We start from the raw sequence: 25,672 nt of genomic DNA on the forward strand, positions 1-25,672 counted from the left end.
TGACGGAGAATTCAAATGACCAGACCCAAAGTCCTTATCAGCGACAAGATGGACCCCAATGCCGCGAAGATATTCGAAGAGCGCGGCTGCGAGGTCGACGTGAAGCCGGGCATGACGCCCGAGGAACTCGCGGCGGTGATCGGCGAATACGACGGTCTCGCAATTCGCAGCGCAACCAAGGTTACCCCTGCGATCCTGGATGCGGCAACCAGGCTCAAGGTCGTCGGCCGTGCGGGCATCGGGGTGGACAATGTCGACATCCCCTACGCCAGCGGCAAGGGCGTGGTGGTGATGAACACGCCGTTCGGCAACTCGATCACCACTGCCGAACACGCCATCGCGCTGATCTTCGCCGTCGCGCGCCAGATCCCGGAGGCCGACCGCCGCACGCAGGCGGGCGAGTGGCCGAAGAACGACTTCATGGGGGTCGAGCTGACCGGCAAGACGCTGGGCCTGATCGGCGCGGGCAATATCGGATCGATCGTCGCCAGCCGCGCGCTGGGCCTCAAGATGAAGGTCGTCGCCTACGATCCCTTCCTGACCGAGGAACGCGCGGTCGAAATGGGGGTCGAGAAGGCCGATCTCGACACGCTACTCGCCAAGGCGGATTTCATCACGCTGCACACCCCGCTGACCGATCAGACGCGCAATATCCTCAGCCGTGAAAATCTTGCCAAGACCAGGAAGGGCGTGCGGATAGTCAATTGCGCCCGCGGCGGCCTGATCGACGAGGCGGCATTGAAGGACGCGCTCGACAGCGGCCATGTCGCGGGCGCGGCGCTCGACGTGTTCGAGACCGAACCGGCGAAGGACAGCCCGCTGTTCGGCACGCCGGGCTTCGTCTCGACCCCGCATCTCGGCGCTAGCACCACCGAAGCGCAGGTCAACGTCGCCTTGCAGGTGGCCGAGCAGATGGCGGATTATCTCGTCAACGGCGGCGTCACCAACGCGCTCAATATGCCGAGCCTCAGCGCCGAGGAAGCGCCCAAGCTCAAGCCGTATATGGGGCTCGCCGAGAAGCTCGGCTCGCTGGTCGGGCAACTGGCGCACGGCAATCTGACCAAGATCAGCATCGAGCGCGAAGGCGCGGCGGCTGAACTTTCGGGCAAGCCGATCGAAGGCGCGGTGCTCGCCGGGCTTATGAAGCAGTATTCGGACACGGTGAACATGGTCAACGCGCCCTATCTTGCCAAGGAACGCGGGCTCGACATCCGTTCGGTCCGCCACGAGAAGGAAGGCGCCTACAACACGCTGGTCCGCGTGACCGTGGCGACCGATGCGGGCGACCGCTCGGTGGCCGGCACGCTGTTCGGCAACGAGAACCCGCGGCTGGTCGAGATATTCGGCATCGGGATCGAGGCCGAACTGGCCGGGCACATGCTCTACATCGTCAATGAAGACGCGCCGGGCTTCATCGGCCGGATCGGAACCTTGCTCGGCGAGCACGGCATCAACATCGGCACCTTCAACCTGGGCCGCCGCGACGCGGGTGGGGAAGCGATCCTGCTGCTCAGCGTCGACCAGCCGATCCCCGATACGGTGATCAAGGCTGCCTGTGCGCTGCAGGGGGTCAAGCTGGTCAAGGCGCTGGCGTTTTGAGCTAGCGCCCCACCCACCCCGTTCGTCCTGAGCCTGTCGAAGGACCGGATTTCCTCTGGAACTGCGCTTGAAAAGCACTACGGCCCTTCGACAGGCTCAGGGCGAACGGATCGATTGCAAAATGACTGAACCCGACGATCTCCTGCCCGAAGGCCTCGAAGACCGGCTGCCGCGCGAAGCGGCGGTGCTCACCCGTGCGATGCGCGAGGCGCTGCGCGTGCTCGACAGTCACGGTTACGACCGGGTGCGCCCGCCGCTGGTTGAATTCGAGAGGAGCCTCGCGGGGCGGATGGAAGGTGTGCGCGCACAGCGCATGTTCCGCTTCGTCGACCCGCACAGCCTGCGCACCCTCGCGCTGCGCAGCGACATCACCCCGCAGATCGGCCGCATCGCCGCGACCAGCATGGCCGCCGCGCCGCGCCCGTTGCGGCTGGCCTATGCGGGCGACACGGCGGTGATCCGCTCCGACCAGCTCGACCCTTCGCGCCAGCGCCTGCAACTGGGCGGCGAACTGATCGGCAGCGACGGCGCGGCGGCGGCGGGCGAGATCGCGCTGGTGGCGATCGAAGCGCTTGAAGCGGCGGGCGCGAACAACATTCTGATCGACCTGACCCTGCCTGACCTGGTGGACACGCTGGCGGCCAAGGCTCTCCCGCTTGCACCTGACCAGATCGACGCGGTCCGCCGCGAACTCGACACCAAGGATGCGGGCGGGCTCAAGGCGGTGGGCGGCGAAGCTTACCTGCCGCTGCTCTATGCCGCCGGGCCGTTTGGCGAGGCGATCGAGAAGCTCGCGGCGATCGATGCAGGCGGAGCGCTTGCCAGCCGGATCGAAGGGTTGCGCGCCATCGCTGCGCGCATCGGCAATCGGGCGCGGATCACGCTCGACCCGTCGGAACGCCACGGCTTCGAATACCAGAGCTGGTTCGGCTTCACCCTCTACGCCGAAGGCATTCGCGGCGCGCTGGGGCGGGGCGGCACTTACACGATCTCGGGCAGCGGCGAAGTCGCTACCGGCTTCACCCTCTATTGCGACCGGCTGGTCGATGCGGTGGGAGCGGACGAACGCGCGCGCACAGTCTACCTTCCGCTCGGCCACGACTACGCAGTTGCCGCCCGGCTGCGCGCCGAAGGATGGCGCACCGTCGCGGCGTTGACGGGTGAGGAGGATGCCGCTGCGCTGGGCTGCACCCACCGGCTCGATCAGGGAAAGCCGGTCACGCTCTAGCGGGCAAACACCCGCTTCAGCCACGAATCGACCACCGCTGTCGCCGGATAGTCGGGATCGCCGAGCTTGCGGTTGATCTCCATATGGCCGCGCAGCCCTTCGCCCTCGAACTCGCGCCGCTCGACATTGGTACCCGCCGCCTGCAGCGCAGCCTCCAGTCCTTTCGCCTGCCGCACACCGTCCTGCCGCTGGACATGGATCAGCAGGAAATTGGGCGCGTTCGGAGCAGCGGCGTGGCGGGTGGGGGACAATGCCTTCTGCCGTTCGGGATCGGTGCCGAAGGCCTGTTGGTAGGTGTCACCAAGCAGCATCGCGTTCTCGCCCATTTGTGACGGCACATCATAGGCCGCGCCATCGTTGGGCAGCACACCGGCGATGTGAGACAGCTTGAGATCATGCACCGCAAGATACTGCGGATCGGTGCCCACCAGCGCGACGAGATGTGCGCCCGCGCTGTGCCCGACGAGAACGATTCGTTCCGGATCGATGCCGAGCGCTTTCGCATTGGTGCGAAAGTGGGCAAATGCTGCAGCGACATCGGCGGCTTGTTGTTCGACCGTGGCATCGGGCACCAGACGGTAGTTGGCAGAGGCCACCGCATATCCCGCCGCCTGCCAGTGAGGAAGCATGGCGGATGTCGCCATCATCTGCTTGTCGCCGCGCTTCCACCCGCCGCCATGGACGAACAACACCAGCGGTGCCTTGTCGCCGCTGCCGCGCCAGAAGTCCGTCTTCTGCAGGGCTGCGGAGCCGTAAGCGACTTCTTGCGCGCCTGACACATCGCGATCCTGCGCGCTTGCGCGATTCCCGATACGATCGCCGACCTGCCGCTGCTGCATCCTTTCGCGCAGCTCGCCGCGACACTTCTCGCTCAACTCGCTGGCATTCTCGCGCAGGCAGTCGCGCAGTTGTGCGCGGTTGCCGCCGCACAGCTGGCGAATTTCCTGCCGGCATTCGCGCGGCAGGCGGTCCTGTGCACTGGCGACCGAAACTCCGATCAGGGCTATGGCCCCGGCTCCCATGACCAAAGCAAGCTTGCGCATATCCGGCTTCCCCGATTGTCTGTGCCCCGTATTTCCCGGACGAGAGGCCAAGGTCCAGTCGCGAAATGTCGCAGCTGGCCCGCTTGACTCGGCCCCGCCGCACCCTCTAACCCGCGCCGCGCATCCGGAGCCGTGCCGCTCCGCCCGTTCCGTCCCGAGGTCGAGTCCTGTCGAAGGGCCTTGCGGATCATCCCGGCAGGGGAAAAGGTGTATCCATGGCTAACGTAACCGTGATCGGCGCACAGTGGGGCGACGAGGGCAAGGGCAAGATCGTCGACTGGCTCGCCAGCCGCGCCGATGCCGTCGTCCGCTTCCAGGGCGGGCACAATGCCGGGCACACGCTGGTGGTGGATGGCAATGTCTACAAGCTCAGCCTGCTCCCTTCGGGCATCGTCACCGGCACGCTGTCGATCATCGGCAATGGCGTGGTGCTCGACCCGTGGCACCTGAAGAGCGAGATCGAGAAGCTCGAGGGGCAGGGCGTTTCGATTACCGACGACAATTTCGCCATCGCCGACAATTGCCCGCTGATCCTGCCTATCCACCGCGATCTCGATGGCCTGCGCGAAACGGCGGCCGGCAGCGGCAAGATCGGCACCACTGGGCGCGGGATCGGCCCGGCCTACGAAGACAAGGTCGGCCGCCGCGCGATCCGCGTGTGCGACCTGGCGCATCTCGACAGTCTCGAGCCGCAGCTCGACCGACTGTGCGCGCATCACGATGCCCTGCGTGCCGGTTTCGACCAGCCACCGGTCGATCGCGAAGCGCTGCTCGCCGAGTTGCGCGAGATCGCGCCGTTCGTGCTGCAATTCGCGCAACCGGTGTGGAAGCGGCTCAAGAAAGTTCGCAAGGCAGGTGCCCGCATTCTGTTCGAAGGGGCGCAGGGCGTGCTGCTCGATATCGACCACGGGACCTATCCCTTCGTCACCAGTTCGAACACCGTCAGCGGCACCGCGGCGAGCGGATCGGGCCTCGGCCCCAACAGCACCGGCTTCGTGCTCGGCATCGTCAAGGCCTACACCACCCGCGTCGGCAGCGGGCCGTTCCCGACCGAACTGTCGGACGAAGTCGGCCAGCGGCTGGGTGAGCGCGGGCATGAGTTCGGCACTGTCACCGGCCGCCAGCGGCGCTGCGGCTGGTTCGACGCGGTTCTGGTGCGCCAGAGCTGCGCGATCAGCGGCGTGACCGGCATCGCGCTGACTAAGGTCGACGTGCTCGACGGGCTGGACAAGGTGAAGATCTGCACCGGCTATCGCCTGCGCGGCAAGATCATGGACTATTTCCCCAGCCACGCCGCAGACCAGGCGGAGGTCGAGCCGATTTACGAGGAAATGGACGGCTGGAGCGAGAGCACCGCCGGTGCGCGCAGCTGGGCGGACCTGCCGGCCAATGCAATCAAGTACATCCAGCGGGTACAGGAACTGATCGAGACGCCCGTCGCGCTGGTCAGCACCAGCCCCGAGCGCGAGGACACGATCCTGGTGCGCGATCCCTTCGTGGATTGATGGCAATCCACTTGCGCCCGTGCTTCGACAGGCTCAGCACGAACGGATGAAGGATGTGGCTAACACCGCGAGAACCCCGATCGGCCTGAGCCTGTCGAAGGCCATGCTTGGAACTATCGTCTTGCTGGCCGCCTGCGCCCCGGTCGAACGCGCGCCGCTGACCGGTCAGGCCGATTTCGTGCGGGTCGACAAGTCCGACCGGACGCTTACGCTCTTTCGCGATGGTCGCGTGCTTCGCGAATACACCGGGTTCGCGCTGGGCGACGCGCCGGAAGGGCACAAGCAATTCGAGGGTGACGAGCGCACGCCGGAGGGGCGCTACACCATCGACACGCGCAACCCGGCGAGTGCCTACCATCTGAGCCTGCGCGTCTCCTATCCGAACGACACCGACCGCGCTTTCGCCGAGACACAAGGCCGTTCGCCCGGCGGCGACATCTTCATCCATGGCCAACCCAACGCTTCGCCGATCGAGCGATTGCCGGGCGACTGGACAGATGGCTGCATCGCAGTGTCCGACGCCGAAATGGACGAACTTTGGGGTGCCATCGCCGACGGCACCCCAATCGAGATTGTGCCCTAGGGTCAGGACCTATTAGTCGCACAGGCGTGGCGTCAAAATGACGATGATATCGGGCGGAACTGCCCGCCGGGAAGGCTGGTTGCCTTTCCAAGGGCAGTTGTGATCGAGATCGAAGTCATTTTGACGTCCCGAAGGGACTTGACCAATTGGCCCCGTTGCAGCGTCGCAGAAGCTTGAAAATGCGCCGCATTTCCTGCGCTCCCGCTCCTCGCTACAGGGCCAATTGCTTCAAACCACGCTCTGCGCGACTAATAGGTCCTGACCCTAGCCCTTCTCACCGTCACCCTGCTGCTGGAGCATCGCGACCTGCACCTGCAGCCGCTTCACCTCGCGCAGGATGGTGAGCATGTTCATCCGTTCGAACATCCACTGCTTGATGAAACCGAGCATGGTCAGCACCATCAGCAGCACGATTGCCCAGATTGTATGCTCTTCGGCGTTGCCGCCGTGCATGGTCTGGATCACCTGCCACCCCACGGCGAGCATGATGATGCCGAAGGCGACGGCGATGGCGAAGGCGAACTTCGCCCAACCGCCCATCGGGCCTTGCCAGCTGTCGCCGATCTGGCGGAACAGGCCGCGGTCTTCTTCCAGGCTGGCGAGGAACGCCTTGTCGTCCTCGTCCAGTGCGCCGCGGATGCGGTCGTCGATATCGGTCATTGGGTGTCTCCTGTGGTGTCGTCGCCGAGCGCTTGCTTGAGCTGGCGGCGGGCGTGGAAAAGGCGCGATTTGGCGGTGCCCAAGGGTACGGCCTGCACCTCGGCGATTTCGGCAAGGGTCAGCCCCTCGACGAAGTGGAGATGGGCAGCGAGCCGGTGATCGGGCGAGAGCGAAGCGAACGCCTGGCGGATCGCCAGTGCGTCGACCGGGGTGGATGCCGCTTCGATAGTGTCTACCTCGACCTCGCTCGACCGGCTTCGCGCAGCCGCCGTCTGGCGCAGGTCATCGACGCATTTGCGCCGCACTATGCCGAACGCCCACGGTGCGAAGCGCGCAGGTTCCCGCAACGTCGGCAAGCCGCGCCAGATCGCCAACCAGCTTTCCTGCGCCGCTTGCCGTGCCGCATCCCCGTCTCCCGTGAGCCGCCGCGCGGTGCGCAGCAGACGCGGATGCCAGCGAGCGGCCAGCCGATCGCCCGCCGCCCGGTCTCCGCCGAGCACGAGCGTAACGAGCAGTTCGTCGAACGCTGCCTCGGTCGAGAGGGTGGGATAGGGTGGTTTCGCTGCCATCACCGGGTCAGTCGTCCGGATGGCACGATTGGTTCAATTGCGCTGTGCCGCCGAGACGAATTTCAACCGAATTCTTGACAAAGACCCTTTTTGTTCTACGTCTGTTCAGGCTGAATAGGGAATCGAACATGCAGCAGGATTTCAGTTACGCGCCTGGTGGAGCAGTTGCCGAAGCGGCGAACGATCCGGCCGGTTTGCCGCTCGTCGTTTCGATTTTTGCCGACCGTGTGCAATTGCGCGACCTGATTGCCGAGGACGCGGCTTCGGTCGGGTTGCGGATTGGTCAGAGCGGTTCCGTAGCCGATTTGCTCGCGGGCGATGCCTGCGCGCTCGGCGATGTGGTGCTGCTCGATTGCCCGGATGCCAAGGGCGCGACGCTGGCGGCGCTGACGCGGCTCGACATGCGCGTCGCGAAGTCTGGTGCGCGGCTGGTCGTGTCGACGTCGCTCGCATCGCTCGACGCAGTGTTCGGCTGTCTCGACCAGTCGAAGGCACACCTCCTGGTCGACCCGCGACGCGGCGAGCGTGTGATCGCCCTCGGCTCCCTGCTGGCCGGTCTGCCAGGTAAGCGCGTGCGCGAACTGGCGGAAGAGGACCGGCTGATGCTGCTGCGCCTGACCGAGCAGGTCGGGCAGATTGCGGAGCGCCTCGAACAGCTCGACCAGCGCGGATTGTCGGCCAGCGGCGGGGCGTTCCGCTTCGAATCGCCCGGCACCGACTACCGCGCCGAAGGCGACGGGACCGCCGGGCTGGTGCGGAGCAAGAAGCCGCCGCTGCCCGATCCCCGACTGGTCCGCCAGATCATCCGCCAGCGCCGGATGCGCGACATTTTCTTCGATGCCGAGCTGTTCGCCGATCCGGCATGGGACATGCTGCTCGACCTCACGGCGGCACGGGTCGAGCATGTCCGTGTCTCGGTCAGCTCGCTGTGCATTGCGGCCGCCGTGCCGCCGACCACCGCGCTGCGCTGGATCAACCAGATGGTCGAAGCGGGGCTGTTCGAGCGGGTTGAGGACGATACCGACCGGCGCCGCGTGTTCATCGGGCTGAGCGATCATGCGGCCAACGCCATGGCTGCCTATTTCGCAGCGCTGGAAGAAAAGCGGGCGGCGGCCTAGCTGCGGTTCGCCCGGCGCAGGACAATCGTGAGGCCGCTGTCCGGCATGGCATCGCAGGGCAGGGCGCGCCGCACGGCATCGGCCCGGGCGCGGTTAAGGATCGCTGGCGGCACTTCCGGATCGTAAAGCAGCGTATCGGCCATTCCCAGCAGCCGCGCGTGCCGTAGGGTGAGGTCTTCGGGGTCTTCGCTGGTTAGCCGGATTTCGACGGTTTCGCCCGCCGATCCATCCCCTGCCTCCTCAAGCCAGTCGCCGATCCGGTCGGCGGATTCCGCGCACAACGGATCCAGTTCTCCGCCCCGGCCGAGCGCGATATCGAGCGCTTGCCGCCGCGCGCTCGCATCGGGAAAGCGGGTGCGAAGCTGCTCGCGCGCCGCTTCGAGGCCCGCCGCGAGCCTCCCGAGCGATTGCGGCAGCAGTTCCTCAAGCCGCAGCCGCAGTTGCTTCGCCAGCCCCGCCGACGCACCCGATGTGCCGATCGCGACGAGCACCGGATCGCGGTCGAGGATGCTCGGGGTGGTGAAATCGCACAACTCGGGGCGGTCGGCCACATTGACCAGCAAGCCCTTCGCCCTGAGCCGCCGCGCTGCCGCCTCCGCTTCCTTCGGGTCTTCCAGCGCGATAAAGGCGAGCGAGGCGTGATGCGCCTCGGGCTCGCCGCAGGGTATGCCGCCTGCGCGCTCGACCAGCCGGGTCTTGGCTTCGCCCATCGCGCCCTCACCCACCACCACCACCTTGCGGCCCGATATGCGGTGGAACAGCGGCAACGAGCGGATCATGCGCGGCTCACAGCAACCAGTCGGGCACGCGCTCGGCATCCATGATCGCGCCGGCATCGATACGGTCGGCGACCACCGCAAATCTGTCGTCGTCGACCAGAACCTCGGCAACGAAACCTCGAGAATTGTAGGAGCTCGCCATGGTCGCGCCATAGGCCCCGGCGGTGCGGAACACCGCCAGATCGCCCGACACCAGTGCGTCGCATTCGCGGTCGGTGGCGAAGGTGTCGCCGGTCTCGCAGATCGGGCCGACGATGTTCGCGGTCATCCGCTCGCCGCTCGGCGCGACCGCTTCGAAATCGTGCCATGCGCCATAGAGTGCCGGTCGCGCCAGGTCGTTCATCGCGGCATCGACGATCACGAAAGGCGGGCCGTTGCCGCCGCGCTTCATCCGGACCACGCGGGTCAGCAGCACGCCCGCATTGCCCGCGATGACGCGGCCCGGCTCGAAGATCAGCTTCACATCCCAGCCTGCCGTCGCGCGGGCAACCATTGCTCCGTATTCTGCGGGCGAGGGAAGCACCTCGCCCTTGCGATAGGGGACGCCCAATCCGCCGCCGAGATCGACGTGCGTGATCGGGTGACCCGCAGCGCGAAGGTCCGCAACCAGCGCGCCCACCTTGGCAAAGGCGGTTTCGAGCGGTTCGAGGTCGGCCAGCTGGCTGCCGATGTGGATCGCCACACCGCGCAGGTTCATGCCTTCCAGCGCGGCAAGCTCGGCAAAGGTTTCGCGCGCGCGCATCAGCGGCACGCCGAATTTGTTCTCCGCCTTGCCGGTCGAAATCTTGGCATGGGTTTTGGCATCGACGTCGGGGTTCACCCGCAGGCAGGCCTGTGCCTCGATGCCTCGCGATGCGGCGATTTCGGCCAGCTCGTAGCCTTCCTCGCGCGATTCGATATTGAACTGGCCGATCCGCTCGTCGAGCCCGAGTTGCAATTCCGCGCGGGTCTTCCCCACACCCGAGAACACGATCTTGTCCGGCGCGATGCCTGCGGCTAGCGCACGGCGCAATTCGCCGCCCGAAACGACGTCCGCGCCGAAGCCCTGCTTTTGCAGGACGTTGAGCACGGCGAGGTTGGGGTTCGACTTCACCGCGAAAGCGATCAAGGGATCACCCAAAGAAGCGAGCGCCTCGCTGAACACGCGCGCATGCCGTTCCAGCGTTGCGCGTGAATAGACATAGACCGGGGTGCCGACCTCTTCTGCGATGCGCGGCAGCGGAACATCCTCGGCATAGAGCACGCCGTCCTTGAGTGCGAAATGATCCATGGGCTCTTGCGCTATTCGGGGGGTGGAAGGTCGAACGGATCGTCCTCGCGCTCTTCGGAGCGGCGGCGCAATTCGACGCTGCGTTCGGGTGCGGCCTGCGCTTCGCGTTCGAGCAGTTCGTCGGCCGTGGCGGGCGCATCCGCCCCGGTTGGGGCGACCGGAAGCGACTCGCCCGGATAGGTTTCGAGCGGCGCTCGCTGACCGCAGGCGGCCAGCGCAGCGAGGATGGCGAGGAGGACGAACTTGCGCATGGTTACTCCATTCCAAGCGCGGCCCGCGCTTCGGCTATCCGTGCCTTTACCTGCTCCGGCGCGGTCCCGCCATAGGAGACGCGCGAGGCGACCGAGGCATCGACCGACAGCGCGGCGAACACCCGCTGGTCGATCCGCGCATCAATCGCCTTGAGTTCCTCAAGCGACAGCGCATCGAGCGCCACACCCTTGCTCTCGGCCAGCTTCACCGCAGCGCCGGTGATATGGTGCGCCTCGCGGAACGGAATGTCGGCTTCGCGCACCAGCCAGTCGGCAAGGTCGGTCGCGGTGGCATAGCCCAGTTCCGCTGCCTGCCGCATGCGATCGGTGTTGAAGGTGCACTCGGCGACCATCCCGGTCATCGCGGCGATGCTCAGGGCCAGCAGGCCGGCAGCCTCGAACACCGGTGGCTTGTCGTCCTGCATGTCTTTCGAATAGGCGAGCGGCAGGCCCTTCATGGTCACCATCAGAGCGGTCGCGCAGCCGACGATCCGGCCTGAATGGCCGCGCACCAGTTCGGCGGCGTCAGGGTTCTTCTTCTGCGGCATGATCGAGCTGCCGGTGCTCAGCGCGTCGGGCATGCGGACGAAGCCATAGGGCTGGCTCACCCAGATGATCATCTCTTCCGCTAGCCGCGAGAGATGGAGCGAGCATTGCGCCGCGGCCATCAGAAAATCGAGCGCGAAGTCGCGGTCGGACACGGCATCGAGACTGTTGGCAGTCGGCCGGTCGAAGCCGAGCGCGTCGCTGGTCGCCTGCCGGTCGATGGGAAAACCGGTGCCCGCGAGCGCCGCCGAGCCGAGTGGGCACTGGTTCAGCCGCGCCCGCGCATCGGCCAAGCGGTTGCGGTCGCGCCGGGCCATCTCGTAATAGGCCATCAGGTGGTGGCCAAGCGTGACCGGCTGTGCGGTTTGCAGATGGGTGAAGCCGGGCATGATGCTGGCGGCATTTTCACCCGCGCGGGTGACCAGCGCCTGCTGGAGCCCGAGCAACCCCGCATCCATCTGGTCGATCGCATCGCGCACCCACAGGCGGAAATCGGTCGCCACCTGATCGTTGCGACTGCGCGCGGTGTGGAGGCGACCTGCCACCGGGCCGATCAGCTCGGCCAGCCGGCTTTCGGTGGTCATGTGAATGTCTTCGAGGTCCCAGTCCTCGGGCACGCCGTCGGCTTCGTATTCTGCCGCCACCCGATCGAGTCCGTCGGAAATCGCCCTCGCATCTTCCGCCGTAACAATCCCCTGCTGCGCCAGCATAGCCACATGCGCCTTCGATCCGGCGATATCCTGCCGCCACAGCGCCTTGTCGAACGGGATCGAGGCGTTGATTTCGCGCATGATCGCGCTAGGTCCGTCGGCGAACCTTCCGCCCCACATCTGGTTGGAGCCGCCCGTGCTGTCCCGTTCCCTGCTCACGCTCGCAATCCTGACGCTGACCTTGGCCGCCTGCGATAGGGAAGCGCCGGACACTGCGCAACAACAGGGCGCGTTGGACGGCGACAAGGCAGGCTTGGCGGGGGAGATCGACCGCAGCCGTGCGGGCGAACTCATGCCGGCGCTCACCGTTACCGATCCCGATGGCAAGCAGCTCAACCTCGGGGCATTACAGGGCCAGCCGGTACTGCTCAACCTGTGGGCGACCTGGTGCGCGCCGTGCATCAAGGAAATGCCGATGCTGGACGAGCTGGCAGGCGAATACGACGGCGCGCTGCGCGTGGTCACCGTCAGCCAGGACAAGCGCGGCAGGGAGGACGAAGTTCGTGCTTTCTTCGAACGCGGCAGTTTCAACATGCTCGAACCCTGGCTCGATCCGGAGAATACACTCGATGCGGCAATTTCGGACGGAGTGCTCCCGGCAACCGTGCTCTACGATGCGAGCGGGCAAGAGGTCTGGCGGGTGGTCGGAGAATACGACTGGTCGAGCGCTGCGGCGCGCGAGGCGCTGTCCGAGGCCGTCGAATGACCGCGACTGGTGGGCGATGACAGGCTCGAACTGCCGACCCTCTCGGTGTAAACGAGATGCTCTACCAACTGAGCTAATCGCCCGCACCAGTCTTGCGGTGCGCTGCACATAGCGCCGAAAGTTTGAGAATCAATTGCGAATGTCGGCGCGCTTCCTCTAGGGGCTCGGAATGCAAGCGCCGCATATCCGCATCCTCGCCACTGGAGGGACGATCGCTGGTAGCGGCGGCTCTGCGTTTGGCAACGGCTATTCGCCGGGGCAGATTTCGGTCGAGGCGATGGTCGCCGAAATACGGGCGCTCGGGATCGATGCCTCACTCGATCCGATAGAAATCGCCAGCATCGGCTCGCAGGACATCGGCTGGGCGGAATGGGGGCTTCTGCATGCCGAGGTGCTGCGTGCGCAGGCGGACGAGACTATCTGCGGCGTGATCATTACCCACGGCACCGACACGGCGGAGGAAACCGCGCTGCTGCTCGACCTGACGCTCGACGCAGGCAAGCCGGTGGTGCTGGTCGGGGCGATGCGACCTGCCGACGCGGTCGGCAGCGACGGGATGCGCAACTTCGCCAACGGCGTACGCGTGGCGAGCGATCCGGCTTCTGCCGACCGCGGCGTGCTGGTGGTGATGGGCGACACGGTTTTCGCCGCGCGCGACGTGCGCAAGGCCGCGACCAGCAATATCGATGCCTTCAAGGGCTTCCCGCGCGGGCCGCTGGCGCGGGTCACGCCGACCAGCCTCGACTGGTTCGGTCCGGCGGCGCGCGTTGGCGAGAAGGCGCGCTTCGCCTGGCCTCAGCGCTTGCCCCGGGTGGCGATTCTCACCGCTGGGGCGGGGATGGATGCCAAGCCCGTGGAGGCGATGCTCGGGATCGGCTGCGAGGGGATCGTGCTGGCCGGAATGGGGCAGGGCAATGCCCCGCGCGTGGTGCTCGATGCGCTGGGGGCCGCTGTGCGCTCGGGCGTGCCGGTGGTGCGCTCCAGCCGGGTCGACGAGGGCATGGTCGACCGCAATGTCGAGGTCGATGACGACGCGCGCGGGCTGGTCGCGGCGCGAGCGCTCGGCCCGGCGAAGGCGCGGATCCTGCTCGCGCTGCTGGTGGCGCAGGGGATTACCGATCCTGCGGCGGTGCAGGCCGAATTCGACCGGCGGTAGGTCGCTGGGTCCTTCGAGACGCGAACTCAGCCGTTCGGCTTCGATCGCTCCTCAGGATGAGCGGGAGGGAGATAAAAACCGCTGATCATTGTTCCGCGAAACCAACCCCCTATCCGCCATTTCCCCAACCCGCTCATCCTGAGGAGCGAAGGCGCAGTCTGAGCGTCTCGAAGGACGAAGAACCACTGCGGCGCGGCGCTGTCGTTCACCCCCAGGGCGTAACGAGATACTTCTCGCCGGTCTTCATCGCGCGGTAATCCATTACCGCATCCTTGGTCAGCATTTCCTCGAGATTTACCTTGCGCTTGTAGCTGCTGGCGAAGGTGCCGGTGATGTTGCTCAGCACCCGCTGGCGCATCCGCAGCATCGTTTCCATGCCCGCCTGTTGCAGGAACGGGGTCAGCAGCCAGCCCGACAGGGTCCAGCCGAAACCGTAGCTGGGGGTGAGGATGGTCGGCCCCTTGTCGAGCCGGCCATAGATGAACATCCGCTTCGGCTGGTTCGAGCCATAGCGCGAATATTCGGTCATCTTGCCGACCGCGACCTGTTCCATCGCCTTGAAGGCAGTGTCGGTCGCCTGACCGCCGCCGATCGGGTCGAAGCCATAGAAAGCGTCGGTCGCGTCGATCGCTTCGCGCAGCTGCTTCATGAAATCGGGGTCGGAGGAGTTGACCACCCACTTCGCGCCGAGGCCCTTGAGCATCTCGACATGCTCCGCCTTGCGGACGATGTTGACCAGTTCGATGCCGTCTTCCTGACAAATCTTGACCAGCATCTGGCCGAGGTTCGAGGCAGCGGCAGTGTGCAGGATCGCCTTTTGCCCGTCCATCTTGGCGTTCTCGACAAAGCCCAGCGCGGTCATCGGGTTGACGAAGGCGCTCGCGCCATCCTCGCAGCTGACATCGCCCAGCGGAAGGCACATCATCGCATCGGCGATGCAATACTGACTGTAGGCGCTGCCCGGGACGCAGGCGACGCGCTGGCCCATGAGCGCTTTTGCCATGTCGCTGTCGCCCGTGGCGACAACCGTGCCTGCGCCCTCGTTGCCTGCCGGGAGCTTCGTCCCGTGGCGCGCCTTGGAGCCGCTGTTGAACGGTTCGGGCATGGTGGCGACATATTTGCCGGGCGAATAGGCCGCGTTCTCGAGGTCGGCCGCGCCGGTCAGGATCGCGAGGTCCGACGGATTGATCGGCGCCGCTTCCATCTTGACCAGCACCTGGTTGCCGGTCGGCTCAGGGAAGGTCACTTCCTCGATTCCGACGGTGAGGGTGCCGTCCGCTTGGAGGGTGGTGAAGAGCTGCTTGCCGGTGGTCATGGTCGATTCCTCTCATTTTCGTCTTTGCGAGGAGCCGCAGGCGACGCGGCAATCCAGGGCGTCGAGCGATTCCGATCTGGATTGCTTCGCTACGCTCGCAATGACGGGTTGGCTAGGGTGACCTAACGTCAGGTGGCTAAGGATAAACCGCCTCGACGAAGTAGAGCCCATGCGGAGGGGCATTGAGGCCGAGCGCCTGCCGTTCGCGTGCTTCGAGGGCCTCGCCGACCTGCTCTTCACGCCAGCGCCCCATGCCGACGAGTGCAAGGCAGCCGACCATGCTGCGCACCTGATGATGGAGGAAGCTGCGCGCGGCGGCGTGGATCAGCACATGCTCGCCGTTTCGCTCGACATCGAGCCGGTCGAGCGTCTTGACCGGGCTCTGCGCCTGGCAATGGGCCGAGCGGAAGGTGGTGAAGTCATGGCTCCCGACCAGCGCCTGCGCCGCGCGGTGCATGGCCTCGTGATCGAGCTCTTGCGGCACCTGCCACGCCCGGTTGAGCTCCAGCGTCAAAGGGCTGCGGCGGTTGGCGATGCGATAGATATAGCGCCGCCCGATGCAGCTGAAGCGGGCGTGCCAGTCGTCGGGCACGATCTCACAATGAGTCACCGCGATGGGGGCGGGCCTGAGATGCGCGTTGAGCGCCTCCATCATGCGGAACGGCGGTAGGCCGGTCTCGACATCGAAGTGGCTGCGCATGGCGAGGGCATGGACCCCGGTGTCGGTCCGTCCGGCGCTGTGGAGCGTCACTTGCTCTCCTGTCACCGCGTGCGCGGCTTCCTCGACCGCCTGCTGCACGCTCGGCCCATGCGCCTGCCGCTGCAGGCCTTGGAACGGTGTCCCATCGAACTCGAGGGTGAGGGCGAAGCGAGTCATGCCCAGAATCCGTCATCCCAGCGCAAGCTGGGATCGGTTGCCGAAAGCTCGGCGCTGGCGGGTAGCGATCCCAGCTTGCGCTGGGATGACGGGTATCGGCTCATGGCAATACGGTCCCCGCAGCAACCGGAAAACCGCGTAGGAAGTCCTCGAGGTCCATCGACGGCTTGCCCGCGCGCTGAAGCCGCTCGGGCCGGATCGCGCCGCTGCCGCAGGCGATGGTGAGCTGGTCGTCCAGCACCGTGCCCCCGCGAAGGCGAGGGCCTCTGCCGTCCTGGTCGGATGTCTGCTCTTGCGGGCTGAGGTCCCCGCCTTCGCGGGGACACAATACCGCCCGCAGCAGCTTGACCCGCTCCCCCTCGATCTCGCACCAGGCACCGGGAAAGGGGGCGAGGGCGTGGATGTGGCGGACCACCTGCTCGGCGGGCTGCGTCCAGTCGATCCGCGCCTCGGCCTTGTCGATCTTGGGGGCGTAAGTCGCCTCGTCGTCGTCTTGGGTGACCGGTACATGCTTGCCCAGTTCGCGCAGGGTTTCGACCATCAGGTTCGCACCCAGCTCGGCCAGTTCCTCGGTTAGCTCGCCAGTGGTCTTGTCATCCACCGGCGTGCGGATCGTCGCCAGCATCGGGCCGGTGTCGAGCCCCGCTTCCATCTGCATGATGGTGACGCCGGTCACCGGATCGCCCGATTGAATTGCGCGGTGGATCGGTGCCGCCCCGCGCCAGCGCGGCAGGATCGAGGCATGGACATTGAGGCAGCCGTGCTCCGGCGCATCGAGCACCGGCTGCGGCAGGATCAGGCCATAGGCTGCCACCACCGCGACATCGGCATCGAGCGCGGCGAAGGCCGCCTGTTCCTCCGCCGACTTGAGCGACCTGGGCGAGCGAACCTCGATCCCCAGTTCCTCGGCCGCTATCTGCACCGGCGAGGGCTGGAGCTTCTTGCCCCGTCCCGCCGGGCGCGGCGGCTGGGTATAGGCGGCGACCACCTCATGCCCCGCTGCCACCAGCGCGCGTAGCGTCGGCACGGCAAACTCCGGCGTACCCATGAAAATTATCCGCATCATCATTCCTCCCCCCTCCCCGGTGGGGAGGGGCCGGGGGTGGGGGTCGGCGCTCGATAAGGTGCGCCGTACACCCCCACCCGACCTCCCCCTCAAGGGGGAGGGGTTTTGGGTTCTCTTTTCTCGCCTGCGCCCCTATCTCCCTGCCCATGGCATCGCAAGAGATCGAGCAGCTGGCTTCCGCCCTCGCGCGGCTCCCTGGTCTCGGCCCGCGTTCGGCGCGGCGGGCGGTGCTGTGGCTGGTCAAGCGGCGCGACAGCGCGCTGCCCGGCCTGCTCGAAGCGCTGGAGGCGGTGCGCGGCCGGCTGGTCGAATGCGGCACTTGCGGCAATGTCGATACGCAGAGCCCCTGTGGCATCTGCGCCGACCCGCGCCGCGACCAGCGCTCGCTCTGCGTGGTCGAGGATGTGGCCGATCTGTGGGCGCTCGACCGGGCCAGGCTCTACGCCGGGCGCTACCACGTGCTCGGCGGCAAGCTCTCGGCTTTGGACGGGGTGCGGCCGGAGGATCTCAACATCGCCAGCCTGCTCGGCCGGGTCGAGGCGGGCGGGATCGACGAGGTCGTCCTCGCCATGAACGCCACGCTGGAGGGGCAGACTACCAGCCACTACCTCGCCGAACGGCTCGAGGGGTTTCCGGTGCGGATCACCCAGCTGGCGCATGGCCTGCCGGTGGGGGGAGAGCTCGACTATCTCGACGAGGGCACGCTGGCGCAGGCGCTGAGGGCTCGGAGGCCCGTGGGATGAGCCCGCTGCGGTCGATACTGGTCGGCATAGTGTTCGGAATTCTGGTCGTGGCGGCGGTCACGTATCACGACCTCACCGACCCGATCGCAAGAGCGGACATAGAAGGGCTGATTGCTGAGCCTTGGACTCGCGATTTCTACAAGTTGCTCGCGGTGGAATTCGCGCTCGTTTCGATACCGACTTCCGGTCTGCTCATGTTTATCGGTTTTGTGCGCCGTCCGGGCGATTGATTCCCAAGCGTCCACCCCCTAAATTACCGCCCATGGCTATCCGTGAAATCCTTGAAGTGCCGGATCCCCGGCTGAAAGTCGTGTCCGAACCGGTGACGGAGTTCGACGACGAGTTGCGCACGCTGGTCGAGGACATGTTCGAAACCATGTACGACGCGCCCGGCATCGGCCTGGCGGCGATCCAGGTCGGCGTGCCCAAGCGGGTGCTGGTGATCGACCTGCAGGAACCGGACTACGATGCCGAGCCGGAAGAATGCGGCCACGACCATGGCGACGGTAAGGGCAGCCACAAGCATTACCCGATCAAGAACGACCCGCGCGTGTTCGTGAACCCGGAAATCCTCGACCCGGCGGAGGAGCTGGCGACCTACCAGGAAGGCTGCCTCTCGGTCCCCGAGATCTACGCCGATGTCGACCGCCCGGCGACCTGCACGGTCCGCTACCAAGACCTCGACGGCAAGGTGCATACCGAGGCGATGGAGGGCTTGATGGCGACCTGCATCCAGCACGAGATGGACCACCTCGAAGGGATCCTGTTCATCGACCACCTCAGCCGGTTGAAGCGCAGCATGGCGCTGAAGAAATTGCAAAAGCTGCGCGCAGCCTGACGCTGCGAAGCGGGTTGAAAAGGCCGCCGGGGTTCGCTCCGGCGGCCTTTTTCGTGACCACCGCGGCCGGGCCAACGCCGAAAGGCGACACTAAAGCGACACCAAAAACCTACACGGCGGCCCATGGATTTGCACGCTGGCGAACGACGATGGGAAAGAGCGAAAGGCGAGGCTAGCAAGCCGGGGCCGTGTAGGAAAATGCTTTTCCCGGCCCCGCGCGGCTCAGGCGTGCTGCAGCATCCCTTCGAGGGCCTTGGTGCAATCGTCGGCGCATTCGCGGCACATCCGCGCGCAGCGGCGGCAGTGGTCGGTGTCGTGCTTCTCGCATTCTTCCACGCAGGCTTCGCAAGCGGCGATGCAGGTCCGCAGCATGCTCTCGATCACGCCAACGTTGCCGCTCGTCCGCCGGGACGCGACGCGGTAGGTAGCGGTGCAGATATCGGCGCAATCCATGCACAGGCGGATGCATGTGCGCATATCCATTTCCTCGGCGCTGCAGGCATCGGCGCAGCTGTTGCAGATCGCCGCGCAATACATCGCGTGCTTGACCGCCTCGCCCAGATCCTCGTTCCAGTCCGCCCCGACCTGCGGGTGTTCCTTGATCATTTCCTTGATCGACATGGTGATATCTCCTTCTTCGAAAGGAGCGAACGGGGCGGGGGATTGGTTCCGCAAAGGCGCTTGGCGATACGCCGCGTTCCGACTATGTTCCACCGATGGACCCCATGCTCTACATCCTCGTTGCCCTGTTCGGCGGGCTCATCCTCGGCGGGCTCGCCGGGTGGTTCGCAGGTTCCCGCCCGGTTGCCGAACTGCAAACCCGCCTCAAGCAAGCAGAGACCGAAGCGGACGGGCAGGAAGCCGAATTCAAGCGCGCCGTTGCCGAACTCGGCCAGTCGCAGATCGAGCTGGCGACGCTCAAGGCCAATGCCGCCAGTTTCGACAAGCAGTTCGAGGCGATGAAGGAAGCGCGCGAGGAGATGCTCGCGCAGTTCAAGGCGGTTGGCGGCGAAGTGCTCAGCCGCAGCCAGGAGGAATTCCTCAAGCGCGCCGAGGAGCGGCTGGGCCATTCGGAAAAGGCGAGCGAGGAGAAGCTAAAGGCTTTGCTCGCCCCGGTCGGCGACCGGCTCAAGAGTTATGAGGAACAGGTCAAGTCGCTGGAGGAGAAGCGGGTCGATGCCTTCGGCCAGCTCGCCGGGGTGATCGAGCAGATGCGGCAGGGGCAGGAGCAGGTCCGGCGCGAGGCGCAGCGGCTGGGCAATTCGCTCACCAATGCGCCCAAGGCGCGGGGGCGCTGGGGCGAGCGGGCGCTGCAGAACCTGCTCGAGCAATGCGGCCTCGCGCAGCATACCGATTTCGCGATGGAACATTCGATCGATACCGAGGACGGGCGGCTCCGCCCCGATGCGATCGTGCGGATTCCCGGCGGCAAGATGCTGGTGATCGATTCCAAGGTCTCGCTCAACGCCTATCAGGAAGCGTTCGAAGCCAGCGACGAGGAGGTCCGCGCGCGGGCGATGGGCGAGCATGTCCGCTCGATGCGCAATCACGTCCAGACGCTCGGCGCGAAGAGCTATCAGAGCCAATTCGAAGAAGCGCCCGACTATGTGGTGATGTTCGTGCCCGGCGAACATTTCGTCGCCGCCGCGCTCGAACACGACCCCGAGCTGTGGAATTTCGCCTTCGACAAGAGGGTCTTGCTCGCCACTCCTACCAATCTGGTGGCGATTGCGCGGACGGTGGCACAGGTCTGGCGGCAGGACGGGCTCGCGCGCGAGGCGCAGGAGATCGGGCGGATGGGTGCCGAACTCTATGAGCGCCTCGCCACTGCCGCCGAGCACTTGAAGCGCGTGGGCGGCGGGCTTGAGAGCGCGGTGAACAATTACAACAAGTTCGTCGGATCTTTTGAGAGGAATGTACTCTCTTCCGGCAAGCGTCTGGCCGAAAAGGGCATCGAGATCGGCAAGCGCGAGATCGACGATGTCCCGCTGGTGGAAAGCGCCCCGCGCTACACTGCGGCGGATTCGCTGGCCGATGATACCGCTCGGGCTGCCGACTGACGGCGCGCAAGGCGGAACGGGTGAGTTGCGGTTTCGTTGGGTGGAGGAACGCACAGGGGATACGGGAGAAATACCATGCGCATGATCCGATCTTCGGCGATGTGGCTTGTGCCGGTTGCCTTGGCGACGCTGGCTGCCTGTTCGGGCTCCGACCCGGCAGCGACCGCATCCGGCCAGCCGTCCGAAGGTGTGTTTCCCGACCAGCCGGAACCCGCACCCGCAGGCCGCTTCGCACCGCGCAACGAATGCGTCGAGCTGCCGGGTGCCAAGCTGTTCTTCGTCGATCTGGGCAAGGCCGTGCGCGATCGCGATGTCGATGCGCTGCTGAAACTCACGGCCGCCGATGTGAAGCTGGATTTCGGCGGCGGCGGCGGGCTGACCACCTTCAAGGAGCGCCTGGCCGACAAGGACGGCAAGCTGTGGGAAGAACTCGACAAACTGCTCGATCTCGGCTGTGCGGTGGATGAAGGCGGGGACATGGTCCTGCCTTGGCTGTTCGCGCAGGACCTTGGCGTGGACGATCCGTTCTCCACCATGGTCACGCTCGGACCCGATGTCGTCATGCGCGAGCGTCCCGAAAAATCCGCCCCTGTGGTGGAGACGATCGCGTGGGATACGGTGCAGCTGGCCGATGGCTTCGATCCCGCGGCGGAATTCGCCGCCGTGACCAGCCGCAGCGGCAAGCCCGGCTTCATCGCCAATGCCATGCTGCGCTCGCCGGTCGACTACCGGTTGTACATCGCGCGCAATGGCGAGCGCTGGCAGATCGTCAGCTTCGTCGCGGGCGACTGATCCGACCGCGGGGCCTTTGGCGCAACCCATCATATGATAAGGTGGACCCGATCCCGGTCGCTATAAGGCGCGGCTCGGGAGACAACGATTGCGACACTATACTCTGACTTATCGGACGCCGGACGGGACCGGGAATATGGAACATGCCTTCGAAGCCGTGTCGCTCGACGGCGCGCTCGAGGTCGCCAAGCGGCTTGTGGTGAGCGAATGGGCCGAGTTGCACGAGGACGGCGTCGAGGTCTGCCGCATGCAGCTGGTCGACAGCAACGGGCTGTGGCGGATCGTGGGTGCGAACCGCAGGAAGTAACGGCCAGGCAGGCGTCCCAGTTGCTCGATGTTCGAGACAGAGGTCGATGGAAGCAGTCCTAGCGGGCCGCCTCGTCGGTCTCGCCCCGCCGGGAATCCACCATCCTGGCGGGGCAAACACCGGTTCTGGTTCAGACGTCTTCGGTGAACCACCCGAGATCGAGATCCGCATACCGGTCGGTGAACTGGCCGATCTCGATCAGGGCGGGTTTGTCGAGAATCTCGATCGCCTTGCCATGGCGGGAGATCGTGCCTCCTTCGACCAGTTCCCTAAGCAAGCGGTTCACCTGGACATCGGTCAGCCCGATCGCATCGGCGATCTGTGCCTGTGTGAGGCCTAGCGAGAACCGGCTGCCCGGCGGCGTGTGCAGCAGGCCTTGCCGCGCATCGATCTCGAGGATCAGCGCCGCAAGTCGCGCCAGGCCGCGCGTCCGCCCGACCGACACCAGCCGGTCGGTCAGGATGGCATTCTCCATCGCCGCAAAGGTATAGAACACGGCGGCGATCCGCGGCATGGTCGAAAACGCCTCCACCAGCTTGCGGCGCGGAAAAATGAACAGGTCGGCGGCCGAGCTGGTGGTGATGTTGTGGGTCGCGCGATCGAAAGGGATGTTCGCGGTCCCGACAATATCGCCGGGAAAGTAGAGGCGGGTGATTGCGCGGTCTCCGCCCGGCAGATCGACCGAAGCGAACAGGCAGCCCTTGTCGACGATGAAAAGCTGGTCGGGTTCGTCGAGCTCGCCGATGACGAGCGCGGTCCCCGCGGCGTAATGCCGCTTGGTGGTGGACAGGTTGCGGATCGTCGCTTCCTCGTCGGGCCGCAGGGGCACGATCCTGCCATACTTCGCCAGCACGTCCCGCATTTTTCGACCCCTTCGCAAGCGCATTCGCCAGCCTGACGATGACGCTTTCCCAGCGTGAGCGATAATCCGATCGGTGAGGCTGTTCAATCCGTTGCGGGCAATGTGGCGAGGACTTCATACGCCAGCACCGCTGCCGCGACGGCGGCGTTGAGGCTGTCGGCCCGCCCGCGCATCGGCATTGTCACGCGCAGGTCGCTGGCCAGCTCGTACTCCTCGGGCAAACCTTGCGATTCGTTGCCGACAAGGATGAAACACGGCGCGGCGTAGGGCGCGCCGCGATAGGGGACCGCGTCGCGCAGCGAGGCGGCGACCAGCTGGCCTGTTTCCGCCCGCAGCCACGGTAGGAATTCCTCCCACCGCGCCTGCGCGATGGCCTGGGTGAACACCGCACCCATGCTGGCGCGCACCGCTTCGACCCCGAACGGATCGGCGCAATCGTCGATCAAAATCAGCCCGCCTGCGCCGACCGCATCGCCGGTGCGCAGCATGGTTCCCAGGTTGCCCGGGTCCCTCAGTGCCTGGGCGACGAGCCAGATATTTGAACGCGAACGGTCGAGCGCGGCGAGCGAGGTGTCGAATTCGGCGAACACGCCCGCCACCGCCTGCGGATTGTCCTTGCCGGTGATCTTGGACAGGATGTCGGTGGAGGTCTCGATCACTTCGCCTCCGGAATCGAGGACCGCCGCTTCCAGCGCGGCCAGCAGCGGATGCGGATCGCGCTTTTCGGCCATCACCAGCATTTCGGGCACCCGGCCGCATTCGCGCGCATCGGTCAGCAGGCGCAAGCCTTCGGCGAGGAACTTGCCCGCCGCCTTGCGATGCTTCTTCTCGCGCAGGGAGCGCAGGTATTTGACCGTGGGGTTCGAAAAGCCGGTGATCTGCCTCCGGCGGGGGTCGGGCATCACTCTTCGCCGAAGCCGTTCTCTACCAGGGCGGCGAGGTCTGCCAGAACCGTCTCGGCATTGTCGCCCGAAACGATCACCTCGACGGTGTCACCCTTGGCTGCGCCGAGCATCATCAGGCCGAGAATCGAGCCGCCACCCGCCTCGTTCGCGCCTTTGGCCACGCGGACCTGCGTCGCCCCGTCAAGCTCCGCCACCGCGCCGACGAACTTGGCACTGGCGCGCGCATGCAGGCCGCGCTGGTTGACGATGGTGATAGTCTTGCGCTGCTCGTTCATCCAGCAGCCCCGCCGGCCTTTTTGGTATCCTGCCCGAGCAGCTCGGAGGCGACGGTGATATAGGCGCGGCCCGCCTCGCGCGCGGCGCAGACGGTGGTGTAGACATCGTTTTTCTGGCGGGCACCCGCGAGCCTGATCAACATCGGCAGGTTGATCCCCGCGATCACCTCGATCCGCCCGGCATCGAGCAGCGAGATCGCGAGGTTGGACGGGGTGCCGCCGAACAGGTCGGTCAGGATGATCGCACCCTTGCCGCTGTCGACCTGCTTGATCGCATTGGCGATATCCTTGCGCCGCTTTTCCATGTCGTCGCTCGGCCCGATGCAGACCGTGGCGATGGCTTCCTGCGGGCCGACGACATGCTCCATCGCGTGGACGAATTCGTCGGCGAGATTGCCGTGGGTGACGAGAACCAGTCCGATCATAGGTTGCTTTGCTTGATACCCCGGGTGCTTAACCTTCCCTGAGCGCGGAGCGGGAAGCCAGCCATCCTCATGCCTTGGGTCCTTCGATTTCGTCAGCCGCGCGTGAACCCAGATTGCGGTGTATGACCGTGGGCGAAAATCCTTCCTTGCGCAAGGCCTCGTCCATTTTCGCGGCGGCGAAAACCGACCGATGTCTCCCGCCGGTACAGCCGAAGGCGATGTGGACGTAGCTCTTGCCCTGGGCCCGGTAACGCGGGAGCAAGGTGAGGAGCAGCTCGCGAATCTGGCGAAACGCGGTGTCGAAGGCCGGATCCTGCTGGATGTGCTCCGCAACCGGAGCGTCGAGCCCGGTCTGTTCGCGCAGCCCCTCGATCCAGTGCGGATTATCGAGAAAGCGCATGTCGAACACCAGATCGGCCAGCGGTGGGGTGCCCCTCGCGAAGCCGAAGCTGGACAGAATGACCGACATATCCTGCGGCGCGCCGGCGGCAAAGCCTTCGCGGATCGCCTGCTGCAGATCGTTGCTGGTGTAATCGGTGGTGTCGATTACCGCATCGGCCCAGCGGCGCAGCGGCTCGAGCAATTCCCGCTCGGCATGGATGCCGACATGGACCGGACGACCCGATGCCATGGGGTGGCGGCGGCGGGTTTCGTTGTAGCGGCGCTCGAGCTCGCCGCTGCCGCAATCGATGAACAGGGTGGTGATCAGCAGGTCGGGGCGCTGCGACAGCTTCTTGACCCGATCGATGATGGACGCAGGGACGAAACCGCGGGTGCGCGAATCGAAGCCGATAGCCAGTGGCCCGGACTGACCTTGTTCGCCTTCGCTGCCGAGCAGGCGGCCCAGCAGGCGGATCGGGAAGTTGTCGATCGCTTCCCAGCCGAGGTCTTCCAGTACGCGCAGCGCCGTGGTCTTGCCCGCGCCCGAGACGCCGGTCACCAGCAGGATCCGCTGGCGTCCGTCGGCCTGCTGCCCCGCTTCGGTCAAGGACGAATCACCCGCCATTGCGAGCGGGTTTGCGCGCTAACCACGGCGGTGAAAAGGGGGCATTTCGGCCTGCCCCCGCTCACATCCGGAGCCCGTGCAGCGCCAGCGCCTGCTCGACCCGGATCGCATCGGCAGGGTTGCCCAGCCGCATCCGCAGAAGAGGCAGCGCGATTCCCTCTATTTCCAGCCGATCTGCTTGCTCGACGAAACGCGGGGCATCGTCGTCGCAGCGGATCACCAGTGCGACCGGGGCGGAGCGGCAAGGCAACCGTACCAGCCCAACATTGCGGATTTCGAGCAGCCCGGCGGTAGCTTCCGGCGCGCTGGCGATCAGCCTTTCCCGCTCGACGTGCAACCCGACCCCGTCGTCGCCCACCAGCACGGCACCGCGATCGGTCAACATCAAAGCGAGGGATGACTTGCCGCATCCGGGAGGACCTTCGATCATGACCGCCCGCCCGCCGATCGCGACTGCAGTGGCTTGCCGGAGCCTCAC

Annotated in this window: 30 protein-coding genes and 1 tRNA gene; 13 read left to right on the top strand and 18 right to left on the bottom strand. The window is 65.8% G+C overall.

All coding sequences use genetic code 11. The features are described 5' to 3' along the window. Positions 1 to 15: 15 nt before the first annotated feature. A complete protein-coding gene (gene serA, locus NSO95_RS13445; protein WP_257596806.1) occupies positions 16 to 1,599 on the top strand; it encodes a phosphoglycerate dehydrogenase in 1,584 nt (527 codons plus the stop codon). A 121-nt stretch (positions 1,600 to 1,720) separates the two neighbouring features. Next, positions 1,721 to 2,827, top strand: a complete 1,107-nt coding sequence (locus NSO95_RS13450; protein WP_257596808.1) for an ATP phosphoribosyltransferase regulatory subunit — start codon at positions 1,721 to 1,723, stop codon at positions 2,825 to 2,827. On the opposite strand, the gene NSO95_RS13455 is transcribed toward NSO95_RS13450, so the two are convergent. Further along, entirely contained in the window at positions 2,824 to 3,666 is an 843-nt protein-coding gene (locus tag NSO95_RS13455) for an alpha/beta hydrolase (protein WP_436278044.1), read from the bottom strand. The two genes, NSO95_RS13450 and NSO95_RS13455, sit on opposite strands and share 4 nt — an antisense overlap. A 419-nt stretch (positions 3,667 to 4,085) precedes the next feature. Here NSO95_RS13455 and NSO95_RS13460 point away from each other — a divergent pair, with 419 nt between their 5' ends. After that, positions 4,086 to 5,375, top strand: coding sequence for an adenylosuccinate synthase (locus NSO95_RS13460; protein WP_257596811.1), 1,290 nt, complete (start codon positions 4,086 to 4,088; stop codon positions 5,373 to 5,375). 46 nt (positions 5,376 to 5,421) lie between these two features. Continuing rightward, on the top strand, positions 5,422 to 5,958 hold the full coding sequence (locus tag NSO95_RS13465; RefSeq protein ID WP_257596812.1) for a L,D-transpeptidase family protein: 537 nt from the start codon (positions 5,422 to 5,424) through the stop codon (positions 5,956 to 5,958). Positions 5,959 to 6,222: 264 nt separating this feature from the next. On the opposite strand, the gene NSO95_RS13470 is transcribed toward NSO95_RS13465, so the two are convergent. After that, positions 6,223 to 6,618, bottom strand: a complete 396-nt coding sequence (locus tag NSO95_RS13470; protein ID WP_257596813.1) for a DUF6768 family protein — start codon at positions 6,616 to 6,618, stop codon at positions 6,223 to 6,225. Then, positions 6,615 to 7,187, bottom strand: coding sequence for an RNA polymerase sigma factor (locus NSO95_RS13475; RefSeq protein WP_257596814.1), 573 nt, complete (start codon positions 7,185 to 7,187; stop codon positions 6,615 to 6,617). The genes NSO95_RS13470 and NSO95_RS13475 overlap by 4 nt, the downstream gene beginning before the upstream one ends. Before the next feature lie 128 nt (positions 7,188 to 7,315). On the opposite strand from NSO95_RS13475, the gene NSO95_RS13480 reads away from it, so the two are divergent. After that, a complete protein-coding gene (locus tag NSO95_RS13480; protein WP_257596815.1) occupies positions 7,316 to 8,305 on the top strand; it encodes a helix-turn-helix domain-containing protein in 990 nt (329 codons plus the stop codon). Here NSO95_RS13480 and NSO95_RS13485 read toward each other — a convergent pair. Genes NSO95_RS13485 through argH form a run of 4 tightly spaced genes read right to left on the bottom strand, consistent with a single transcriptional unit; the run spans position 8,302 to position 11,981 of the window. Next, entirely contained in the window at positions 8,302 to 9,084 is a 783-nt protein-coding gene (locus tag NSO95_RS13485; RefSeq protein ID WP_257596816.1) for a precorrin-2 dehydrogenase/sirohydrochlorin ferrochelatase family protein, read from the bottom strand. The genes NSO95_RS13480 and NSO95_RS13485 overlap by 4 nt on opposite strands. 7 nt (positions 9,085 to 9,091) lie before the next feature. Further along, positions 9,092 to 10,354, bottom strand: a complete 1,263-nt coding sequence (gene lysA / locus NSO95_RS13490; protein ID WP_257596817.1) for a diaminopimelate decarboxylase — start codon at positions 10,352 to 10,354, stop codon at positions 9,092 to 9,094. Between the two features lie 11 nt (positions 10,355 to 10,365). After that, positions 10,366 to 10,605, bottom strand: a complete 240-nt coding sequence (locus NSO95_RS13495) for a lipoprotein (protein WP_257596818.1) — start codon at positions 10,603 to 10,605, stop codon at positions 10,366 to 10,368. 2 nt (positions 10,606 to 10,607) lie between these two features. Beyond that, on the bottom strand, positions 10,608 to 11,981 hold the full coding sequence (gene argH, locus NSO95_RS13500; RefSeq protein ID WP_257597051.1) for an argininosuccinate lyase: 1,374 nt from the start codon (positions 11,979 to 11,981) through the stop codon (positions 10,608 to 10,610). A 16-nt stretch (positions 11,982 to 11,997) separates the two neighbouring features. On the opposite strand from argH, the gene NSO95_RS13505 reads away from it, so the two are divergent. Then, entirely contained in the window at positions 11,998 to 12,567 is a 570-nt protein-coding gene (locus NSO95_RS13505; protein ID WP_366519013.1) for a TlpA family protein disulfide reductase, read from the top strand. A gap of 7 nt (positions 12,568 to 12,574) precedes the next feature. Here NSO95_RS13505 and NSO95_RS13510 read toward each other — a convergent pair. Further along, positions 12,575 to 12,650, bottom strand: a tRNA-Val gene (locus NSO95_RS13510). 86 nt (positions 12,651 to 12,736) lie between these two features. On the opposite strand from NSO95_RS13510, the gene NSO95_RS13515 reads away from it, so the two are divergent. Next, entirely contained in the window at positions 12,737 to 13,723 is a 987-nt protein-coding gene (locus NSO95_RS13515; RefSeq protein WP_257596819.1) for an asparaginase, read from the top strand. 205 nt (positions 13,724 to 13,928) lie between these two features. On the opposite strand, the gene NSO95_RS13520 is transcribed toward NSO95_RS13515, so the two are convergent. The 3 genes from NSO95_RS13520 to fmt form a co-directional block, all read right to left on the bottom strand. After that, positions 13,929 to 15,038: a zinc-binding dehydrogenase gene (locus NSO95_RS13520; RefSeq protein ID WP_257596822.1), complete on the bottom strand. Its 1,110-nt coding sequence runs from the start codon at positions 15,036 to 15,038 to the stop codon at positions 13,929 to 13,931. Between the two features lie 136 nt (positions 15,039 to 15,174). Next, the gene (truA, locus tag NSO95_RS13525) at positions 15,175 to 15,915 is read right to left on the bottom strand and encodes a tRNA pseudouridine(38-40) synthase TruA (protein ID WP_257596825.1); all 741 of its coding nucleotides are present in this window, start codon (positions 15,913 to 15,915) and stop codon (positions 15,175 to 15,177) included. A 100-nt stretch (positions 15,916 to 16,015) separates the two neighbouring features. Further along, positions 16,016 to 16,978 carry a methionyl-tRNA formyltransferase gene (gene fmt / locus NSO95_RS13530; protein WP_257596827.1) on the bottom strand — a complete coding sequence of 321 codons (963 nt, stop codon included), beginning with the start codon at positions 16,976 to 16,978 and terminating at the stop codon, positions 16,016 to 16,018. Positions 16,979 to 17,127: 149 nt separating this feature from the next. Here fmt and recR point away from each other — a divergent pair, with 149 nt between their 5' ends. Genes recR through def form a run of 3 tightly spaced genes read left to right on the top strand, consistent with a single transcriptional unit; the run spans position 17,128 to position 18,562 of the window. After that, entirely contained in the window at positions 17,128 to 17,724 is a 597-nt protein-coding gene (gene recR, locus NSO95_RS13535; RefSeq protein WP_257596828.1) for a recombination mediator RecR, read from the top strand. Next, positions 17,721 to 17,954, top strand: coding sequence for a hypothetical protein (locus tag NSO95_RS13540; RefSeq protein WP_257596829.1), 234 nt, complete (start codon positions 17,721 to 17,723; stop codon positions 17,952 to 17,954). The genes recR and NSO95_RS13540 overlap by 4 nt, the downstream gene beginning before the upstream one ends. Before the next feature lie 32 nt (positions 17,955 to 17,986). Beyond that, positions 17,987 to 18,562, top strand: a complete 576-nt coding sequence (gene def, locus NSO95_RS13545) for a peptide deformylase (protein ID WP_257596833.1) — start codon at positions 17,987 to 17,989, stop codon at positions 18,560 to 18,562. Between the two features lie 222 nt (positions 18,563 to 18,784). Here the strand turns inward: def and NSO95_RS13550 are convergent, their stop codons facing one another. Further along, entirely contained in the window at positions 18,785 to 19,183 is a 399-nt protein-coding gene (locus NSO95_RS13550; RefSeq protein ID WP_257596834.1) for a four-helix bundle copper-binding protein, read from the bottom strand. 95 nt (positions 19,184 to 19,278) lie between these two features. Here NSO95_RS13550 and NSO95_RS13555 point away from each other — a divergent pair, with 95 nt between their 5' ends. The 3 genes from NSO95_RS13555 (at position 19,279) to NSO95_RS13565 (ending at position 21,721) form a co-directional block, all read left to right on the top strand. After that, positions 19,279 to 20,622, top strand: a complete 1,344-nt coding sequence (locus tag NSO95_RS13555; RefSeq protein ID WP_257596836.1) for a DNA recombination protein RmuC — start codon at positions 19,279 to 19,281, stop codon at positions 20,620 to 20,622. A gap of 75 nt (positions 20,623 to 20,697) precedes the next feature. Next, positions 20,698 to 21,414, top strand: coding sequence for a hypothetical protein (locus tag NSO95_RS13560; protein WP_257596837.1), 717 nt, complete (start codon positions 20,698 to 20,700; stop codon positions 21,412 to 21,414). 136 nt (positions 21,415 to 21,550) lie between these two features. After that, positions 21,551 to 21,721: a hypothetical protein gene (locus tag NSO95_RS13565; protein ID WP_257596838.1), complete on the top strand. Its 171-nt coding sequence runs from the start codon at positions 21,551 to 21,553 to the stop codon at positions 21,719 to 21,721. Between the two features lie 130 nt (positions 21,722 to 21,851). Here the strand turns inward: NSO95_RS13565 and NSO95_RS13570 are convergent, their stop codons facing one another. The 6 genes from NSO95_RS13570 to NSO95_RS13595 form a co-directional block, all read right to left on the bottom strand. After that, positions 21,852 to 22,583, bottom strand: a complete 732-nt coding sequence (locus NSO95_RS13570; RefSeq protein WP_257596839.1) for a Crp/Fnr family transcriptional regulator — start codon at positions 22,581 to 22,583, stop codon at positions 21,852 to 21,854. An 83-nt stretch (positions 22,584 to 22,666) separates the two neighbouring features. Beyond that, positions 22,667 to 23,485 (bottom strand): TrmH family RNA methyltransferase, encoded by an 819-nt coding sequence (locus NSO95_RS13575; protein WP_257596841.1) that lies wholly within the window; start codon positions 23,483 to 23,485, stop codon positions 22,667 to 22,669. After that, positions 23,485 to 23,763, bottom strand: a complete 279-nt coding sequence (locus tag NSO95_RS13580; protein WP_257596842.1) for an HPr family phosphocarrier protein — start codon at positions 23,761 to 23,763, stop codon at positions 23,485 to 23,487. Before NSO95_RS13580 ends, NSO95_RS13575 begins: the two co-directional genes overlap by 1 nt. Continuing rightward, positions 23,760 to 24,188, bottom strand: a complete 429-nt coding sequence (locus tag NSO95_RS13585; protein ID WP_257596843.1) for a PTS sugar transporter subunit IIA — start codon at positions 24,186 to 24,188, stop codon at positions 23,760 to 23,762. Before NSO95_RS13585 ends, NSO95_RS13580 begins: the two co-directional genes overlap by 4 nt. 67 nt (positions 24,189 to 24,255) lie before the next feature. Beyond that, entirely contained in the window at positions 24,256 to 25,194 is a 939-nt protein-coding gene (rapZ, locus tag NSO95_RS13590) for an RNase adapter RapZ (protein ID WP_257596845.1), read from the bottom strand. A 61-nt stretch (positions 25,195 to 25,255) separates the two neighbouring features. Continuing rightward, the gene (locus NSO95_RS13595) at positions 25,256 to 25,672 is read right to left on the bottom strand and encodes an HPr kinase/phosphorylase (RefSeq protein ID WP_257596846.1); all 417 of its coding nucleotides are present in this window, start codon (positions 25,670 to 25,672) and stop codon (positions 25,256 to 25,258) included.

Origin of the sequence: Parerythrobacter lacustris, from assembly GCF_024626475.1 — a bacterium.
Classification (GTDB): Bacteria; Pseudomonadota; Alphaproteobacteria; order Sphingomonadales; family Sphingomonadaceae; genus Parerythrobacter_A; species Parerythrobacter_A lacustris.

Coding starts and splice junctions, on each gene's coding strand:
- serA (WP_257596806.1), top strand. CDS start 16: ATGACCAGACCCAAAGTCCTTATCAGCGACAAGATGGACCCCAATGCC.
- NSO95_RS13450 (WP_257596808.1), top strand. CDS start 1,721: ATGACTGAACCCGACGATCTCCTGCCCGAAGGCCTCGAAGACCGGCTG.
- NSO95_RS13455 (WP_436278044.1), bottom strand. CDS start 3,666: ATGCAGCAGCGGCAGGTCGGCGATCGTATCGGGAATCGCGCAAGCGCG.
- NSO95_RS13460 (WP_257596811.1), top strand. CDS start 4,086: ATGGCTAACGTAACCGTGATCGGCGCACAGTGGGGCGACGAGGGCAAG.
- NSO95_RS13465 (WP_257596812.1), top strand. CDS start 5,422: ATGAAGGATGTGGCTAACACCGCGAGAACCCCGATCGGCCTGAGCCTG.
- NSO95_RS13470 (WP_257596813.1), bottom strand. CDS start 6,618: ATGACCGATATCGACGACCGCATCCGCGGCGCACTGGACGAGGACGAC.
- NSO95_RS13475 (WP_257596814.1), bottom strand. CDS start 7,187: ATGGCAGCGAAACCACCCTATCCCACCCTCTCGACCGAGGCAGCGTTC.
- NSO95_RS13480 (WP_257596815.1), top strand. CDS start 7,316: ATGCAGCAGGATTTCAGTTACGCGCCTGGTGGAGCAGTTGCCGAAGCG.
- NSO95_RS13485 (WP_257596816.1), bottom strand. CDS start 9,084: ATGATCCGCTCGTTGCCGCTGTTCCACCGCATATCGGGCCGCAAGGTG.
- lysA (WP_257596817.1), bottom strand. CDS start 10,354: ATGGATCATTTCGCACTCAAGGACGGCGTGCTCTATGCCGAGGATGTT.
- NSO95_RS13495 (WP_257596818.1), bottom strand. CDS start 10,605: ATGCGCAAGTTCGTCCTCCTCGCCATCCTCGCTGCGCTGGCCGCCTGC.
- argH (WP_257597051.1), bottom strand. CDS start 11,981: ATGTGGGGCGGAAGGTTCGCCGACGGACCTAGCGCGATCATGCGCGAA.
- NSO95_RS13515 (WP_257596819.1), top strand. CDS start 12,737: ATGCAAGCGCCGCATATCCGCATCCTCGCCACTGGAGGGACGATCGCT.
- NSO95_RS13520 (WP_257596822.1), bottom strand. CDS start 15,038: ATGACCACCGGCAAGCAGCTCTTCACCACCCTCCAAGCGGACGGCACC.
- truA (WP_257596825.1), bottom strand. CDS start 15,915: ATGACTCGCTTCGCCCTCACCCTCGAGTTCGATGGGACACCGTTCCAA.
- fmt (WP_257596827.1), bottom strand. CDS start 16,978: ATGCGGATAATTTTCATGGGTACGCCGGAGTTTGCCGTGCCGACGCTA.
- recR (WP_257596828.1), top strand. CDS start 17,128: ATGGCATCGCAAGAGATCGAGCAGCTGGCTTCCGCCCTCGCGCGGCTC.
- NSO95_RS13540 (WP_257596829.1), top strand. CDS start 17,721: ATGAGCCCGCTGCGGTCGATACTGGTCGGCATAGTGTTCGGAATTCTG.
- def (WP_257596833.1), top strand. CDS start 17,987: ATGGCTATCCGTGAAATCCTTGAAGTGCCGGATCCCCGGCTGAAAGTC.
- NSO95_RS13550 (WP_257596834.1), bottom strand. CDS start 19,183: ATGTCGATCAAGGAAATGATCAAGGAACACCCGCAGGTCGGGGCGGAC.
- NSO95_RS13555 (WP_257596836.1), top strand. CDS start 19,279: ATGGACCCCATGCTCTACATCCTCGTTGCCCTGTTCGGCGGGCTCATC.
- NSO95_RS13560 (WP_257596837.1), top strand. CDS start 20,698: ATGCGCATGATCCGATCTTCGGCGATGTGGCTTGTGCCGGTTGCCTTG.
- NSO95_RS13565 (WP_257596838.1), top strand. CDS start 21,551: ATGGAACATGCCTTCGAAGCCGTGTCGCTCGACGGCGCGCTCGAGGTC.
- NSO95_RS13570 (WP_257596839.1), bottom strand. CDS start 22,583: ATGCGGGACGTGCTGGCGAAGTATGGCAGGATCGTGCCCCTGCGGCCC.
- NSO95_RS13575 (WP_257596841.1), bottom strand. CDS start 23,485: ATGCCCGACCCCCGCCGGAGGCAGATCACCGGCTTTTCGAACCCCACG.
- NSO95_RS13580 (WP_257596842.1), bottom strand. CDS start 23,763: ATGAACGAGCAGCGCAAGACTATCACCATCGTCAACCAGCGCGGCCTG.
- NSO95_RS13585 (WP_257596843.1), bottom strand. CDS start 24,188: ATGATCGGACTGGTTCTCGTCACCCACGGCAATCTCGCCGACGAATTC.
- rapZ (WP_257596845.1), bottom strand. CDS start 25,194: ATGGCGGGTGATTCGTCCTTGACCGAAGCGGGGCAGCAGGCCGACGGA.